The organism is Microbacterium sp. LWH13-1.2, from assembly GCF_038397735.1.
In the GTDB taxonomy this organism is placed as follows: Bacteria; Actinomycetota; Actinomycetes; order Actinomycetales; family Microbacteriaceae; genus Microbacterium.
Window position 1 is genome coordinate 2632624 of sequence record NZ_CP151635.1, and the last position, 16530, is coordinate 2649153.

A 16530-nucleotide genomic window follows, 5' to 3' on the forward strand; every position below is an offset into this window, starting at 1 on the left:
TCCGCTACCGTCGACTCAGCGGTCTAGGTGATCGCGCGAGAGGAATGGGCGAAGATGCCGAAGATGAAGCGACTCCAGACCGGCGTCGACTGGTTCCAGCTGACCACCACCGACGCGGATTGGAATGCAGCCGATCCCGCACTTCTGGGGACCATGCTGAGTGAGCTGCATCTGATCCGCGCCTTCGAGGAGACCGTCCTCGAGATCGCCGGCGAGGGTCTCGTCCATGGCCCCGCGCACTCGAGCATCGGACAGGAAGGCGGCGCCGTCGGCTCGATCGTCGGGCTGCGCTCGACGGACGGCGTCAACGGCTCTCACCGCGGGCACCATCAGTTCCTCGCCAAGGCCCTCACTCACGTCAGTGCCGGCACGATCGATCCCGCCGAGCCGGTGAACGATGCCATCCAGACCGTCCTCCAGCGCACACTCGCCGAGATCCTCGGCCTCGCACAGGGGTACTGCCGCGGCCGCGGCGGGTCGATGCACCTGCAGTGGTTCGAAGCCGGCGCACTCGGCACCAACGCGATCGTCGGCGGTGGCGCACCGATGGCCACCGGCAATGCCTGGGCGCAGAAGCACTCGGGCACGACGGATCTCTCCATCAACTACTTCGGTGACGGAGCCGCACAGATCGGTTCCGTCCTGGAGTCGATGAACCTCGCTGCCGCATGGAAGCTGCCCGTCTGCTTCTTCGTCGAGAACAACCTGTATGCCGTGTCGACCCGCGCGGACGAGATCACCGCGGACCCCCGGTTCTCTGTCCGCGGCCAGGGCTTCGGCATTCCCTCGTGGCGCGTCGACGGCATGGACCCGCTCGCGGTGCACCTGGCAACTCTTGAGGCATCCGAGCGGATGCGCTCGGGCGAAGGTCCGACCGTCATCGAGGCCGAGGTCTACCGGTTCTTCCACCAGAACGGCGCGTACCCCGGCAGTGCTTTCGGGTATCGCACAAAGGAAGAGGAGGCGCACTGGCTTGCCCGTGACCCTCTGGACCTCGTTGCCCGGCACATGATCCGCCGTGGACTCATCGACGATGCCGGTGTCACAGCCCTTCGCGAGCGTGTTCAGGCCGCGATGACCGAGGCCACCGCTCAGCTTCTCGAGCCGGACCCGGACCGTCCCGGAAAGCGCCGCATCCGACCGGAGCTGTGGCCGGAGACGAGCTTCGTCAACGTGGGCGTCCGCGGCGACGGCACCGAGTTGCAGGGTCTCCCCGCGCTCGACGAGTCCACTCCCCTACGCCCGGTGAAGTTCATCGACGCCGTCTCCCAGGTGATGGACCGCCGCATGGAGACGGACCCGCGCATCGTCGTGATGGGCGAGGACGTGCACCGCCTCAACGGAGGCACCAACGGCGCCACCAAGGGGCTGCCGAAGAAGTACGGCGAGGAGCGCATCCTGGGCACCCCGATCAGCGAGAACGCGTTCGTCGGCCTCGCCGGTGGCCTCGCCCTGGACGGTCGCTTCCGCCCGGTCGTCGAGTTCATGTACCCCGACTTCATGTGGGTGGCCGCCGACCAGGTCTTCAACCAGATCGGTAAGGCGCGTCACATGTTCGGCGGGGACAATGATGTACCCCTGGTGCTGCGCACCAAGGTCGCGATGGGGTCCGGCTACGGGTCGCAGCACCTGATGGACCCCGCGGGCATCTTCGCGACCAGCCCCGGCTGGCGCATCGTCGCCCCCTCGAACGCGAGGGACTACGTCGGTCTGATGAATGCGGCTCTCGCACTGCAGGACCCCGTGCTCGTGATCGAGCACGTCGACCTCTACGGCACCGCCGACGAGATCCCGGAGGGCGATCTCGACTACATCATCGAGCCAGGCTCGGCCGCGGTGCTTCGCGAAGGCTCCGACGTCACGGTCCTCACCTACCTGTCCATGGTCGCCCACTCCAAGGAGGCCATCGAGCAGACCGGGATCGATGCCGAACTCATCGACCTGCGTTGGCTCGACCGGGCATCCATCGACTGGGACACGATCGGTGAGAGCATCCGCAAGACGAATGCCGTGCTGATCGTCGAACAGGGTTCGCAGGGCACGTCCTACGGCGCATGGCTGGCCGACGAGATCCAGCGGCGGTTCTTCGACTGGCTCGATCAGCCGATCGCCCGCGTCACCGGCGAAGAGGCATCGCCCAGCATCTCTCGCGTGTTGGAGCGGGCAGCCATCGCCCGCACGGAAGAAGTGGTCGCGGGGCTCGAAGCCGTCCGCGCCGGATTCGGATCCTGATCATGGTGGAAATCATCCGTATGCCCGCGATCCTCGCCGGCGCCGAGGAAGCGGCCGTTCAGGCGTGGCTCGTCGCCGCGGGCGAGACCATCGCACAGAATCAGCCGATCGCCGAGATCGAGACCGACAAGGCGAGCGTGGAGATGCTCTCGGAAGTCGCCGGAGTGGTCGGACGACTCCTCGTGCCCCAGGGCGACAGCGTCGCGGTGGGCGATCCGATCTTCGTGATGCTCGCCCCCGGCGACACCGAGAAGGACATCGACACCGCGCTCGCCGCGATCGGGCTGGGGGCGCCGGCATCGCCCCCGCCATCAGAGCCGGAACCGGCGAGCGCCGTCCCGACGGTTGCATCGACGGCATCGTCGGATAAGACGAGCGCGCTCGCCGAGGAGCGGAGCGACGAGCTCGAGACACGCCGGCTCTTCGCAACCCCCATCGTTCGCCGGCTCGCCGCTCAGCACGGCGTGGCGTTGAGCGATGTGCGGGGAACCGGCCCGCACGGCCGGATCGTGCGTCGCGACTTCGAGGCTCATCTTGCACAGCTGACGGCGGCTCCCTCCGCCGCTCCAGCACAGGAACTCTCCGACGCGAACCCCGTAGCGGCAGCGCCGAGCAGTGGAGCGGCTTACGAGGATATCCCCCTCGATCGGATGCGCAAGGCGATCGCCCGCCGCCTCACCGAGAGCAAGTCCACGGTGCCGCACTTCTACCTCGTGGCCGACTGCCGCGTGGACGCGTTGATGGCCCTGCGTGCGACGGTGAATGAGACGGCGAGCCGCAAGATCTCCGTCAACGACTTCGTGGTGAAGGCCGTCGGTGCGGCTCTCATGGAGGTCACGCAGGCGAACGCGACGTGGAACGGCGACAGCATCCGCCAGTTCTCGTCCGCTGATGTGTCGGTCGCGGTCGCCACGGAAGGCGGCCTGACGACCCCGGTCCTGCGCGGCATCGAACGCATGTCCCTGACGGAGGTGAGCGCGACCATCGCCGAGATGGCCGAGCGCGCACGCGCAGGGCGGCTCAAGCAGCACGAGCTTGAAGGAGGCAGCTTCTCCGTCTCCAACCTCGGGATGTACGGCACGTCGCAGTTCACCGCCATCCTCAACCCGCCGCAGGCGGGAATCCTCGCGGTCGGGGCCGCGCGGTCGGTGCCGGTGATCGACGCGGACGGGGCGCTCGCGACCGGGAAGGTCATGACCGTGACCCTCTCGGCTGACCATCGCGTGCTCGACGGGGCGGTCGCGGCCCAGTGGCTCGCCGCCTTCCAGCGACGCATCGAGAACCCTCTCACCATCCTGATCTGATCTGAGGAAAGAAGACAACCATGGCAATCATGCGAAGTGTCAACCCCACCACCGGGGAGGAGCTGGCGACGTTCGAGCACGACAGCGACGATGTCGTCGAGCAGAAGCTGGCCGCCGCCAGCGCCGCCGTGCCCCAGCTCAAAGCGGCAGGGTGGGCACGACGAGCCGAACTCATGAACGCCGCCGCCGATCTACTGGAAGCAGACCTCGAGCAGGTCGCGGCGATGATCACCGACGAGATGGGCAAGCCCATCGCACAATCGCGTGGGGAGGTGACGAAGTCCGTCTACGCCATGCGCTACTACGCGGAGAATGCCGAAGCCTTCCTCAGCGGACGCACCCTCGACGACCCCTCCGCCGTCGGGGCGACCCGGGCCGGAACGCGCTTCGACCCGCTCGGCGTCGTCCTCGCTGTCATGCCGTGGAACTACCCCATCTGGCAGGTCGTCCGCTTCGCCGCACCGGCTCTGATGGCGGGGAACGCCGGCGTCCTGAAGCACGCCTCGAATGTGCCGCAGGCCGCGGTATACCTCGGCCGCCTCTTCACCCGGGCGGGGTTCCCCGAAGGATCCTTCTCGACCCTGCTCATCGGCGCCGGACGGGTTGAGGGCGTGATACGGGACCCGCGCGTGTCCGCCGTCACCCTGACCGGTTCGGAGCCGGCAGGGCGTTCGGTCGCGTCGATCGCGGGAGACGTGTTGAAGAAGGTCGTGCTCGAACTCGGCGGATCCGACCCATTCATCGTGATGCCCTCCGCCGACCTCGATGCCGCCGCGGAGATGGCCGTGAAGGCCCGCACCACCAACAACGGCCAGGCCTGTATCAACGCGAAGCGCTTCATCGTGCACACCGACGCATACGCCGGGTTCTCCGAGAAGTTCGCCCAGAAGATGGCACAGCTGCGGATCGGCGACCCGCAGGACGAGAGCACGGACATTGGCCCCCTGGCCACTTCCTCGGGCCGCAACGACATCGTCGAGCTCGTCGACGATGCCCGGAAGAAGGGCGCGAGCATCATCGTGGGCGGCTCCTTCGACGACAGCGCCGACGGCTGGTTCTACCCGCCGACGGTGATCGCGGGGATCACCCCCGAGATGCGCCTGTTCGAGGAGGAGGCCTTCGGACCGGTCGCGAGCCTGTATGAGGCGGCTTCGCTCGAAGACGCCCTGGCGATCGCCAACAGTCTGGACTTCGGCCTGGGTTCGGCGTTCTGGAGTTCGGACGAAGCGGAGATCGACCACGCCATCAAGACGATCGAGTCCGGCGCCGTCTTCGTCAACGGCATGACGATCTCCTATCCCGAGCTGCCCTTCGGAGGCATCAAGCGCTCCGGGTACGGCCGCGAGCTGTCCGCCGAGGGTATCCGGGAGTTCTGCAATCTCAAGACCGTCTGGGTCGCTTGACCCACCACGCGGCGTAAGGAGCTCACCAGCGAGCGCCCACGCCGCAAGACGGCCCCGTGGAGAAATCCACGGGGCCGTCTTGCGTGTCCCGGACGAAGCATCTCGGCGACACGAGAAGGGCCCTCGCGGCGGTCGACGTCTCCGTCACCGCCCCGAGGGCCTTCCCCTGACGATCAGAAGGGCTGGACGTTGTCCTCGATGCCGAAGAGGAACTTGCCGTAGACCTCGGCGCCGATCTCCGGGTGCACCAGAGCGTGACGGCTCGCCGTCTCGCTGTTGCGCCAGAAACGCTGCAGAGGGTTGATCTCGGCGAAGCTGAAAGCCCCGGCGATGCTGAGGCAGCGGTTGATCGACTTGCGCACGAGCGCTGCCGCCTGGCCGTTGTCCATGCGAGTCCTGGCACGCTCCTCCACCGTCATCGGACGACGGTCGCGGGCGGCGGAATCGATGGTCGCGACACTGCGAGTGACGAGCAGGTACGCCTGGTCGGCCTCGGACTGTGCCTTGGCCAGCTCGATCTGGTGCACGACCGAGTTCTTCGCGTGCTGGTACACGGAGTACGTGATCGGCTTCTCACCGACGCCGCGGGCGATCTCGATGGCTCCGCGCGCCATGCCGATCTGCGCAGCGCTCAGCACGATCTCCGCGACGGGAACGAAGGAGGCGTTGTAGTTGTCCTCCTCGGCCCACTCCCGCGGGTACTGCTCGGTTGCCAGGTCGCCGATCGGCACGATCCGGTGCTCGGGGATGAAGATGTCCTCGACGAAGACAGTGTTCGAGCCCGTTGCGCGCATGCCCGCCACGTACCAGGTGTCCCTGATGTTCGAGTCCGCCCGCGGGATCAGGACGAGCGAGTTCACGGGGAGCCCGTTCTCGTCCTCGCTGGTGCGTACCGGAACGATCGACCAGTCCGCGTGCAGCGAACCGGTGGAGTAGCCCCACTCACCCGTGAGGCGGATGCCGCCTTCGACGTGCTCGACCTTCTTGGTGGAGTTCGCCTGCATGAAGGGGCCGCCGGGCGAGAGGACTGCGGCGACGGATGCGCGGGGGTTCGAACCGAAGACGTCTTCCTGAGCCTGTTCGGGGAAAAGAGTGGCGAACCACGTGGACGAGTTCAGCAGCGCTGAAACCCAACCAGTCGCTCCGTCCGCCTGCCCGACAGCCGCGACGGTGTCGATGAAGGTGCGGAAGTTTCCGCCGAGACCGCCCCAGCGCTTCGGGATCGAGATGTGCAGAAGCCCTGCATCCCGCATCGCCGTGATGACCTCATCCGAGACACGACGGTTCTCCTCACCCTGCTGGGCGTACTCGCGGATCAGAGGCTGCAGTGTCTGCGCCTTCGCGATAATCTCGTAGTCGGGGCCGGGGGCGCCGAAAAAGGCGTCCATGACTGGCGCTTCTTGAACTGAACTGCTCACTGTCGCTCTCCTTCGATGACTCTGGCCTGAAGCCTGCACGTTACTGCAATCGTTTGCTTCTGAAGATGATGCTATACGGCGGACGAGGACTTTTGTGTTTCAGTTTTGAAAACTTCAGGCTCGCGGACGCACAGCGAGGAGCCGAGCGGGACCACCGGGCTGCCGGACGTCGACCTGCACCGGCACGCAGAGGAAAGCATCCGATTGGGCGATGCTACCGACGTTGCGCCACGATACAACGTCCATTGCACCGGCGGTGCCCCACCAGGCCAGAGCCGCGCCGACGTCGCCGATCGGAGCCCGCCTCGGAGTCGCTATCGGGTTCTCCCGAAGATGCTCCCGCGGCACCACCACAAGGATTCACCCGGGTGCGGGAGGGGACCAGACCTAGCTCAGACTGCGGCGATCGCGTCAATCTCGATCACGGCTCCGTTGTACAGTGAGTGCACTCCGACAGCGGTGCTTGCCGGAAGTCGATCAGGATCGAGAATCGAATCGCGCACTCGGCGGTACGCCTGCAGCTTGGCCTCGTCGAGATGCTTGATGTAGACGTTCACCCTCACGAGGTCATCGAATGTCGCACCACCTCGATGCAAAGCTTCTCTCAGTGCTTCGAAGGTCAGTTTGATGGATTCCTCGTCGTTTCCTGGGTGCGGCGCGTAGACCCCCGACACGTAGAGGAGCCCGGTGGTCGTGTCCAGGACACTGTCGGAGATCCCGGGGACCACCGGAGCAGGAATGCGTATTAGCCGATCAGAAGGCAAGCTCTCTCCACTCACTCAGGACGACGGTGCTGCCGGAAACGCTCAAGAGTGCGGCTTCACGCTGCAGCCCCTTCGATGACGTTACCGTCTCATTAAGACTATTGCAATCGTTTGTAGATGTGGGTACACCTGGGTTAACTGCACAAGCGCGCAGCATCGACAGCTCTCACACGAAGCCCGAACCCGAGAAGGACACCACGAATGAGCGAACGCAAGACCGACTACTCTATTTACTCCCTTGAGTTCTGCCAGGGCACGATGCCCCATGACTTCTTCGGAGGTTCAGGCCTCTACAGCAACGCAGGGACGGTGCGCATCCCGATGCTGTACACCCTCCTCATCGGCGGGGAGGTCGGGGGCAAGCAGCACGTCGCCCTCGTGGACTGCGGCTTCCGCGATGACTACTGGCTCGACCGCTACCCGTTCCAGAGCTGGGAGAGCCCCGCCGAGGTCCTCGCCAAGGTCGACCTAACCCCCGAGGACATCGACATCATCCTCGTCTCTCACATGCACTTCGACCACATGGGCAACTTCGAAGCATTCCCCAATGCGCAGCTCTATGTGCAATTCGACGAGTACGTGGGCTGGTCCGAAGCGGTGAACCTCGCGAATCAGATGCCGAGCGACGCCGACCGCGCATGGATCTTCTCCTCATTCGACCCCACCGATCTGACTCGCGCAGCCAAAGGCATCGCGGACGGCCGCATCCGCTTCGTCAACGGCGATGAGGAACTCCTCCCCGGAGTCACCGCACGCCTGGCACGAGACTCCCACACCTTCGGATCCCAGTGGTTCAAAGTCGAGACCCAGAGCGGCCCCTTCGTCGTCGCCGGAGACACCGTCTACTGGTACTCCAACGTCGAGAAGATGTGGACCCCCGGCTACGGCCAAGGTAACGACTTCAACCTCATCCGGCTATACAAGACCCTCAAAGAAGAACTCAAAGAGGAAACCAGCCGCATCATCCCCGGCCATGATGTCGACATTGTCAATCGCTACAAGTCCTGGACCACTGACAGCGGCAACTACGTCATCGAGGTCAACACACGCGAGAACGAGGCCTCCCGCGCCCCCGCCGACGCAGGCATCCTCCTGACCTGATCCGACAGACGAGGTAGACCGCGCTTGCACCCGACAACGAGTGCAAGCGCGGTTCCGTCGTCAGCGTCGAGAGCGTTTCGGAACGCGCGACGCCGCTTTCAATCCGACGTTTCGGATCAGGTATCCGGAAGAACTTCTCGGAGACATCGATGCGATCCACCCGACGCTCGCCAGGCTCGACCGCGCCTCAGTCCGACGTGAAGTTCGCGACCTCGTCAGTGAGGCGGTGTCCGCGCTTGGCTGCGTCACGTCGAGCCTTGATAACGCTCGCCACGGTCGATACTGCCATGGCTGCAACGATGACGCCGAGCGACGTCCAGGTGTTGATCTCGGGCGCCCAGTCGATGTGCTCGCCGCCGTTGAGGAACGGGAGCTCGTTGACGTGCATGGCGTGGAAGACGAGCTTGACGCCGATGAAGGCGAGGATGAACGCGATGCCGTACTTGAGGTACTCGAGCCGTTCGAGCAGACCTCCGAGGAGGAAGTACAGCTGGCGCAGACCCATGAGCGCGAAGACGTTGGCGGTGAAGACGATGAACGGGCTCTGGGTGATTCCGAAGATCGCGGGGATGGAGTCGAGCGCGAAGAGGAGGTCGGTGGTGCCGATGGCGATGAGGACGATGAGCATCGGTGTGAAGTGCTTGTGGCCGTTCTCGGTCACCTTCAGCTTGATGCCGTTGTACGTGTCGGTGATCCGGATGCGCTTGCGCAGCGCGCGGACGATGAAGCTGTCCAAGTCGTCATCTTCGTGGTCACGCAACTGCTGGATAGCGGTCCAGACGAGCCACGCTCCGAAGATGTAGAAGATCCAGGAGAAGTTATCGATGAGTTGTGCGCCCAGGAGGATGAAGATGCCTCGCAGGAGCAGCGCGATGATGATGCCAATCATCAGCACTTCCTGCTGATTCTTCTTCGGCACGGAGAAGCGAGCCATGATGATGACGAACACGAACAGGTTGTCGATGGACAGGCTGTACTCGGTCAACCATCCTGCGAGGAACTGCCCTGCCCATTCACCGCCCGCGAAGTTGAGCATCAGCAGGGCGAACACGAGGGCAAGACCGACGTACAGGCTCACCCACAGCGTGGCTTCCTTCATGGATGGTACGTGCGGGCGTCGAACGACGATGAGCAGGTCGATGATGAGGATCGCGACGAGCGCGACCATCGAACCAATCTCGAAGAGAGGGGGCAGTTCAGGCATCGGAATGCTCCTTGTGGTGGCACGCGACTATGCGGGGAGGGTCTCGGCCAGCACGCGCTCGCGCGCGGGGATCACGATGGGATGGATGCCGGCCATACGTTCGAGGACGCGCACGACCTGGCAGCTGTAGCCGTATTCGTTGTCGTACCAGACGTAGAGGGTGAGGTTGACTCCGTCAGCGACGGTCGCGAGCCCGTCGACGATGCCGGCGCGGTGGGAGCCGACGAAGTCGGTCGACACGATCTCCGGCGATTCGACGTAGTCGATCTGCTGGCGCAGGGGCGAGTGCAATGACACTCGGCGCAGGTAGTCGTTGACCTCGTCGCGAGTGACCGCACGCTGCAGCGTGAGGTTGAGGATGGCGAGGGACACATCTGGAGTGGGCACACGGATGCTGGAGCCGGTGAGCTTTCCTTCCAGCTGAGGAAGTGCTTTCGCGACAGCCTTCGCGGCGCCCGTCTCGGTGATGACCATGTTCAGCACCGCGGAACGTCCTCGTCGGTCGCCCTTGTGGAAGTTGTCGATGAGGTTCTGGTCGTTCGTGAACGAGTGGACGGTCTCGACGTGGCCACGCGCGACACCGTAGGCATCGTCGAGCGCTTTCAGCACAGGGGTGATGGCGTTCGTCGTGCAGGACGCTGCGGACAGGATCCGGTCGGTGGAGTGGATCGTGTCGTCGTTGATGCCGTGGACGATGTTCTTCAACGGGGTCTTGCCGGGCGCAGTGAGCAGAACCCGGGATACGCCGGGACTGCGGAGATGCTGCATCAGGCCCTCTTCGTCACGCCAGCGGCCGGTGTTATCCACGACGACCGCGTCGTGGATGCCGTAGCTGGTGTAGTCGGTGGCGGCGGGGTCGTCGGAGTAGATGACCTGCACGCGCACACCATTGGCGATGAGGACGTTGGCCTCGTGGTCTACGGAGACGGACCCGGAGAACGGGCCGTGGACGGAGTCGCGCAAGAGGAGGCTGGCGCGCTTGTCGAGGTCGTTGCCCGATCCGCGGCGCACGACGATGGCGCGAAGCCGCAGTCCGTGTCCGTTGCCGGCCTGGGCGATGAGGATGCGGGCGAGCAGTCTGCCGATTCGGCCGAATCCGTAGAGGACAACGTCCGTGCTTCCGGCTTCGGTGTCAGGGATCTCAGCGAACAGCGCACTGAGGACGTCAGCCTCAGACGCCGCGACTGCGGCGGCGACACGGGCGATGTCTATCGAGGACGGCGCCGGTGCTGCGGCGAGGAGAGCCTCGAGGACGGAGGCAGTCTGCTCCAGAGCGATGGCGGGGTGGCCCATGTCGGCCGCTCGGTCGTGCGCGGCGATGACCCCGGTGGCGGAGAGGTTGATGAGGTGGTGACCGTGGATGGATGTCACCACTCCGTGGTCCCGGTACAGCTTCCCGATGAGGGGAATGAGGTTCTCGGCGAGCTCTTCGCGACGCACCCAGCTGTCGCGGTGGGAGTCGAAGGCGGATTCGGTCACGGCTGTTCTCTCGGTTTGGCGTCAGTCGATGCTGAGGCGGAAGGCGTGTGCGAGTTCTCTGATGCGTTGCGCGCGTCCGAGGCGCGGAAGGTCGCTGCCGTCGCGGACGACACCTCCCCGGTCATCGAAGTCGGCGAGAAAGTCGCGGGCCCAGATCACGTCGGAGCGCGAGGGGCTGAAGGCCTCGTTGACGACGGTGGGCTGCGCATCAGAGAGGCAGAGCTTGCCCGTCATCCCGAGTGCCACTCCGACCGCGGATTGCTCGCGCAGGGGCGCGTGTCCCGGGGTGACAGTGGGACCGTCGATGGGGCCTGGTAGCCCACCGATGCGGGATGCGATGACCAGGCGAGACCGCGGATAGGCCATGGCGAGGTCGTCGGCGCTGGCTCCCGTGTCGCGGCGGTAGTCGCCGCTGCCGAAGGCGAGTCGGGCCGCGCCTTCGGCCCGTGCGATGCCGACTGCCTCTTCGATGCCGAGTGCGGACTCGATGAGGGCGATGACGGGCGTCTCCCCGCCGAGACCTATGAATGTCTCCGTCACAGCCGTGGCCGACTCGACTTTCGCGAGGACGACGCCGCGGAGCCCTCGGAAACCTTTCAGCTCCGCGACGTCGTCGGCCCAGAACGGGCTCTCGTGATTGTTGATGCGCACCCAGGCGCTGTTGTCCGAGAGCCAGCTGGCGACATCCTGACGCGCGTCGTCCTTGAACGACTCATCGACGGCGTCCTCGATGTCGAGGACGATCTCGTCAGCGTCGCCCTCGGCAGCGACCTGGAACCTGCCAGTGTCCCGCGCGGAGACAAGGAGCCAGGATCGGGCGAGGTCGCTGCCGAGAGAGGTGCTGTCGAGAATGTCAGTCATGAGCGTCGTCAGAGGTCGGGATCAGAAGGCGGCGAGGACGTTGCGAAGGTGCTCGACCTGCGGGGTGCCATCGACGTGCGGGCCGATGAGTTCGCGCCACGCCAGGAACGCACCCGATTCGCGGAAGGTGACCATGTGGTCGTCGATGGACTCCCAGCCGACGAAGAGGCGGTACACGGTCGGCTTCTCCTCGGACGATTCGAGCCGGAACGTGCGGGCTCCGTGCGCCCGCTGGAACAGCGGCGCCGCCTGCGCGACGGCCTCCTCGAACTGCTGCTGGTGCCCGTCGATGACGGTGATGGTGGCCATCTCCGTCACGATTCGCACTGCGCCCGCTGCGGCGTCTGCCGACTCGGCGTCGACACGTCCGTACTCTCCGGACTCCGTGAGCGTGCGGGTCGCGTCGAGCGATCCATAGGTCCACAGGATCCGCATCTCCTCCGTTTCCGAGGAGTTCTCGAAGTGGTGGGGAATGTTCGCGGGCACGAAGGTGGTGTCGTACGTGTTCAGGGCGGTGCGTTCGCCGTTGATGTCGACGACGGCGGTGCCCTTGATGACCATGACGGACTCGGCCACGTTGTGGATGTGGTGTCCGATGGCCGCGCCGGGCTCGAATATGGTCACGCCGTTGAGGTAGGTCGTGCCGCCCCGGGAGGCGGTGACCAGTGGAACCGTCTTCGCCCCTCCTCCACGGTTCTTCGAGGGGAGCTCGTCCGGGCGGAAGACGTGCGTGGGCTGGGAGGTGATGTCGTTCGTAGCGGTCATCGGGTCACTCGCCGATCTTCTCGGCGACCGTCGGAGCCGGGGTCTTCGCCGGTCCGATCCACACCGTCTTGATGTTCACGAACTCGCGCAGCCCGTAGTCGCCGAGCTCGCGGCCGTATCCCGATGCCTTGATGCCACCGAAAGGCAGGCGGGCGTCGGAGGCCACCATGCCGTTGACGAACACGGCGCCGGCGTCGATCTGTCGCGTCAGCTTACGAGCAAGGTCGAGGTCCTGGGTCCACAGCGCCGCGCCCAGACCAAACTCGGTGTCGTTTGCCAGTTCGACGGCGTGGTCCGCGTTCTTCGCGCGGATGATGGCGGCGACGGGGCCGAAGGTCTCCTCTTCGAACGCGGTGTCCCCCGGCTCAACGTAGTCGATGACGGTCGGCGGGTAGAAGTAGCCGGGGCCGTCAAGCGGTGCGCCACCGAGCTTGAGGACGGTGCGTCCGTGCTCGAGTGTGCGCAGAACCTGGTCGTGGAGCTCGTCGCGGAGGTTGCCGCGGGCCATCGGCCCGATGTTGGTGTCATCCTCGAACGGGTCACCGATCTTCAGCGCTGCGGCGTGCTCGACGAATGCTGCCACGAACTCGTCGGCAACAGCGTCCTCGACGATGAAGCGCTTGGCGTTCACGCAGCTCTGTCCGACGTTGGTGAAGCGCGCCTTGACCGCAACCTTCGCAGCCTCGGCGATGTCGGCGCCTTCGAGAACGATGAACGGGTCGGACCCGCCGAGCTCGAGCACCTGCTTCTTCAGGGCCTTGCCCGCCTGGGAGGCGACGATGCGACCGACCTCGGTCGAACCGGTGAGGGTCACGGCGGCGATGCGGTCGTCTTCAATGAGGGCGGCGACGCGGTTCGACTCGATGAGCACCGTGGTGCAGAGGCCCTCAGGCGCGCCGGCTTTGCGCACGATCTCTTCCACGGCGACAGCGGCCGCCGGCACGTTGTTCGCGTGTTTCAGGAACGGTGCGTTACCGGCAGCGAGGGCGGGAGCGGCGAACCGGAAGAACTGCCAGAACGGGTAGTTCCACGGCATGATGGCGAGGACCACACCGAGCGGGTCGAAGACGACCGCGCTCTCAGTGGCGTTCGAGGCGATGCGCTCGTTCGCGAGGAACTTCGGCGCCTGCTCGGCGTAGTAGTCGAGGGTGACGGCGCACTTCTCGACCTCGGCGCGGGCCTCGACGATGGGCTTGCCCATCTCCCGGGTGATGATCTGCGCGTACTCTTCCTTGCCTTCGCGCAGCACCTCTGCGATGCGACGGAGCAGCGCGGTGCGGTCCTCGATGGACGTGCGACGCCAGCTCTTCTGCGCGGCGACGGCCGCGTCGAGCTTCTGCTCGAGCTGCTCGGGCGTGTGAAGCTCGAACGTGGCGACAGTCTCTTCCGTTGCCGGGTTGACCGAACTGATGACCATGATTGTGCCTTTCTTAGAACGAGCGTCAGAACAGGGGGTAAGCGAACAGGCCGCCGACGACGAGCATCACCAGGGCGACGATGGTGCCGCGCCAGATGACCTTCTTGAAGTGCTCGCCGAGGTTGACGTTGGCCAGACCGATGAGAAGAAGGAACGACGCCACCAGGGGGCTCGACTGGTGCAGTGCCTGACCCACCAGAGATGCGCGTGCCATCTCGACCGGCTCAATGCCGAAGTGGGTCGCCGTCTCAGCGAGAATCGGCAGAACACCGAAGTAGTACGCGTCGTTGGTCATGATGAAGGTCAGTGGAATACTGAGGATTCCAGCGATAGTCGCCATGAACGGCCCCAGCGCCGGCGGGATGATGTCAACGAGCCAACCGGCCATCGCCTCGACCATTCCGGTGCCGCTCATGATGCCGGTGAGGACCGAGGCCGCGAACACCATGCCGACGACGGAGATGACCGACGAGGCGTGCGCCTTGAGCTGTGCGGACTGCTCCTGCACACGGGGGAAGTTCACGACCAGCGCGGTTGCCGCGGCAATCATGAAGATGACGACGGGCTCGGTGACATCCATCACGAGGACGGTCATGACTGCAAGGGTGAGGATCAGGTTGAACCAGATCAGACGCGGACGTGCGTTCGGTCGGTCAAGCAGCTGCGTCCCGTCCTCGTTGGTCGGAACGGCGAAGTTGTTGGTCAGCACGACGGACGAGTCCCAGTCGCCACCGTTCGCCGCGGCCTTGCGCGTTGCGCGGTCGGCCGAGGAGTGCTTCAGCTCCACCCCGATATCCGCCTTCTTGAGGAAGCCGGGCGACTCGGTCAGCACGAGCTCGCCGATGCGCTTCGTCTCACGCCGTCCGAGGAAGTAGGCGATGATGATCACCGTTGCGAGACCCGCGATGATGGACGGGATCATCGGAACGAAGATGTCGATGGGCGACACGTTCAGTGCTGCTGCGGCGCGCGCGGTGGATCCACCCCACGGGACGGTGTTGAGGACACCATTGGACATCGCCGCCACCACTGTGAGGATCACCGGGCTCATACCGAGTCGCAGGTAGATCGGCAAGAACGCCGAGGTCACGATGATGAAGGTCGTCGAACCGTCCCCGTCCAGCGACACGATGGAAGTCAGCAGCGCCGTGCCCACAACGAGGCGGGTGGGGTGATTGCCGACGAACTTCAGAATCAGTTTGATGAGCGGGTCGAACAGCCCGACGTCAATCATTGTGCCGAAGAAGATGATGGCGAAGAACAGAAGCCCTGCGGTCGGTGCGAGCTTGAGGAACGACTCGACGATCATGTCGCTGAGGCCGAGGCCAGCTCCCGTGAAGAGGCCAAAGATGATGGGAACCAGGATCAGGGTTGCAACCGGCGTGGCCTTCTTGGCCATCACCAGGTACATGAACACGGCGATCATCAGGAAGCCGAGTATCACGAGCATCGTCGCTCCTTTTGCATAGAGGGGAACCTTGCGCAGTCGAGCGCGTCCATACAGTTATACATGCAGGTATACCTGTTTGTAAACTAGGATGGATTCATGAGCTCCGAGGACAGCGTCTGGCGCGGCAAAGCAGAGCGCGCGTATGCGCAGTTGCGCTCCGACATCGAGACCGGCGTGCTCGCGCCAGGTCAGACGCTGTCGGAGATCGAACTGGTCGCGTACACCGGAGCGTCTCGCACGCCTGTCCGCGAGGCGATCCGGCGCCTCGCCGCTGAGGGGCTCGTGGACCTCGCTCCCCGTCGAGCACCTACGGTGTCCCGCATTTCCCTGCGGAGCGCACGGGCGCTTTTCGACTTCCGTCGCATCGTCGAGCCCATCGCGGTGCGGATGGTCACTCAGAAGGCTGCGGATAACCCCTCGCTCCGAGAGGCCTTCCTCCGCGTGCTCGATGCGTTCGCTTCCATCCGAGGCGTCGAGTACTCCCCCGAGTTCGCGGCGCGTTTCCGCGACGCTGCGGCGGAGTTCGACCGGCTCATCGCGGTGAATACGCCGAACGAGTACCTCGGACGCTCCATCGTGGACCTGCGGCCTCATAGCGCGAGACTGCGATATATCGCGCATGGAGACCTCTCGCGCCTGCAGGAATCCGTCGCCGAGCACATGAATATGTGCCATGCCATCGTCGACGGCAACGCCGACGCCGCGGCTGAGGCGATGACCACTCACCTCAACCACGTCGACCAGGCAATCTTCCGTCAGCTGATGACCGGCGACGCCGGCGAGCTCCTCGTCACCTAGACGGAACAGTCTCCGAGGCGCCGAACAAACGTCGCCCTTCAGTGATGGTCTGAGACCCAGGAACGATGGTCTCAGCGACCGCCTGCTTCCACGCCGCGTAGTGCGCCGCGGACCGGTGCTCGACGACGAACGCGTCCCTGTCGCGGTAGATCTCATAGAAGGCGAACCGCTGCTCGGCTGCGTCGAGCTCGATGACGTCGAAGTAGTAGCAGCCCGGCTCATCGCGGACGGTGGCATCCGCGTTCGCAGCGATTGCAGCACGGAACTCATCGAGCTTCCCCTCGATGACCTGTACTTCCACCCAAACCGAGTGCATGGCAACTCCTCAAACCTC

At 64.9% G+C, this 16530-nt stretch carries 14 protein-coding genes; 5 read left to right on the forward strand and 9 right to left on the reverse strand.

What is annotated here, in order from left to right:
• Positions 1–54: 54 nt before the first annotated feature.
• The 3 genes from MRBLWH13_RS12695 to MRBLWH13_RS12705 are packed head-to-tail and all read left to right on the forward strand — an operon-like array spanning position 55 to position 4939.
• Entirely contained in the window at positions 55–2232 is a 2178-nt protein-coding gene (locus tag MRBLWH13_RS12695; RefSeq protein WP_341955354.1) for a thiamine pyrophosphate-dependent enzyme, read from the forward strand.
• 2 nt (positions 2233–2234) lie between these two features.
• Positions 2235–3536, forward strand: a complete 1302-nt coding sequence (locus MRBLWH13_RS12700; RefSeq protein WP_341955355.1) for a dihydrolipoamide acetyltransferase family protein — start codon at positions 2235–2237, stop codon at positions 3534–3536.
• Between the two features lie 20 nt (positions 3537–3556).
• Positions 3557–4939 (forward strand): aldehyde dehydrogenase family protein, encoded by a 1383-nt coding sequence (locus MRBLWH13_RS12705; protein ID WP_341955356.1) that lies wholly within the window; start codon positions 3557–3559, stop codon positions 4937–4939.
• 173 nt (positions 4940–5112) lie between these two features.
• Here MRBLWH13_RS12705 and MRBLWH13_RS12710 read toward each other — a convergent pair whose 3' ends face one another.
• Both MRBLWH13_RS12710 and MRBLWH13_RS12715 read right to left on the reverse strand, forming a co-directional pair.
• Complete coding sequence (locus tag MRBLWH13_RS12710; protein ID WP_341955357.1) at positions 5113–6327, reverse strand: acyl-CoA dehydrogenase family protein; 1215 nt, start codon at positions 6325–6327, stop codon at positions 5113–5115.
• Between the two features lie 422 nt (positions 6328–6749).
• Positions 6750–7136 carry a RidA family protein gene (locus MRBLWH13_RS12715; protein WP_341955358.1) on the reverse strand — a complete coding sequence of 129 codons (387 nt, stop codon included), beginning with the start codon at positions 7134–7136 and terminating at the stop codon, positions 6750–6752.
• Positions 7137–7322: 186 nt separating this feature from the next.
• Between MRBLWH13_RS12715 and MRBLWH13_RS12720 the strand changes: the two genes are divergently transcribed.
• Positions 7323–8222, forward strand: coding sequence for an N-acyl homoserine lactonase family protein (locus MRBLWH13_RS12720; protein ID WP_341933430.1), 900 nt, complete (start codon positions 7323–7325; stop codon positions 8220–8222).
• 187 nt (positions 8223–8409) lie between these two features.
• On the opposite strand, the gene MRBLWH13_RS12725 is transcribed toward MRBLWH13_RS12720, so the two are convergent.
• Genes MRBLWH13_RS12725 through MRBLWH13_RS12750 form a run of 6 tightly spaced genes read right to left on the reverse strand, consistent with a single transcriptional unit; the run spans position 8410 to position 15398 of the window.
• Positions 8410–9426, reverse strand: a complete 1017-nt coding sequence (locus MRBLWH13_RS12725) for a TerC family protein (protein WP_341933429.1) — start codon at positions 9424–9426, stop codon at positions 8410–8412.
• 27 nt (positions 9427–9453) lie between these two features.
• On the reverse strand, positions 9454–10866 hold the full coding sequence (locus tag MRBLWH13_RS12730) for a glyceraldehyde-3-phosphate dehydrogenase (RefSeq protein WP_341958309.1): 1413 nt from the start codon (positions 10864–10866) through the stop codon (positions 9454–9456).
• Between the two features lie 60 nt (positions 10867–10926).
• Positions 10927–11766 carry an aldolase/citrate lyase family protein gene (locus MRBLWH13_RS12735; protein ID WP_341933427.1) on the reverse strand — a complete coding sequence of 280 codons (840 nt, stop codon included), beginning with the start codon at positions 11764–11766 and terminating at the stop codon, positions 10927–10929.
• Positions 11767–11787: 21 nt separating this feature from the next.
• A complete protein-coding gene (locus MRBLWH13_RS12740; protein ID WP_341933426.1) occupies positions 11788–12531 on the reverse strand; it encodes a cupin domain-containing protein in 744 nt (247 codons plus the stop codon).
• A gap of 4 nt (positions 12532–12535) precedes the next feature.
• Positions 12536–13948: an NAD-dependent succinate-semialdehyde dehydrogenase gene (locus MRBLWH13_RS12745; RefSeq protein ID WP_341933425.1), complete on the reverse strand. Its 1413-nt coding sequence runs from the start codon at positions 13946–13948 to the stop codon at positions 12536–12538.
• A 25-nt stretch (positions 13949–13973) separates the two neighbouring features.
• Positions 13974–15398 (reverse strand): SLC13 family permease, encoded by a 1425-nt coding sequence (locus MRBLWH13_RS12750; RefSeq protein WP_341933424.1) that lies wholly within the window; start codon positions 15396–15398, stop codon positions 13974–13976.
• A 96-nt stretch (positions 15399–15494) separates the two neighbouring features.
• Between MRBLWH13_RS12750 and MRBLWH13_RS12755 the strand changes: the two genes are divergently transcribed.
• Complete coding sequence (locus tag MRBLWH13_RS12755) at positions 15495–16196, forward strand: GntR family transcriptional regulator (RefSeq protein WP_341933423.1); 702 nt, start codon at positions 15495–15497, stop codon at positions 16194–16196.
• Here MRBLWH13_RS12755 and MRBLWH13_RS12760 read toward each other — a convergent pair.
• The gene (locus MRBLWH13_RS12760; protein WP_341933422.1) at positions 16189–16512 is read right to left on the reverse strand and encodes an antibiotic biosynthesis monooxygenase; all 324 of its coding nucleotides are present in this window, start codon (positions 16510–16512) and stop codon (positions 16189–16191) included. The two genes, MRBLWH13_RS12755 and MRBLWH13_RS12760, sit on opposite strands and share 8 nt — an antisense overlap.
• Positions 16513–16530 lie beyond the last annotated feature (18 nt).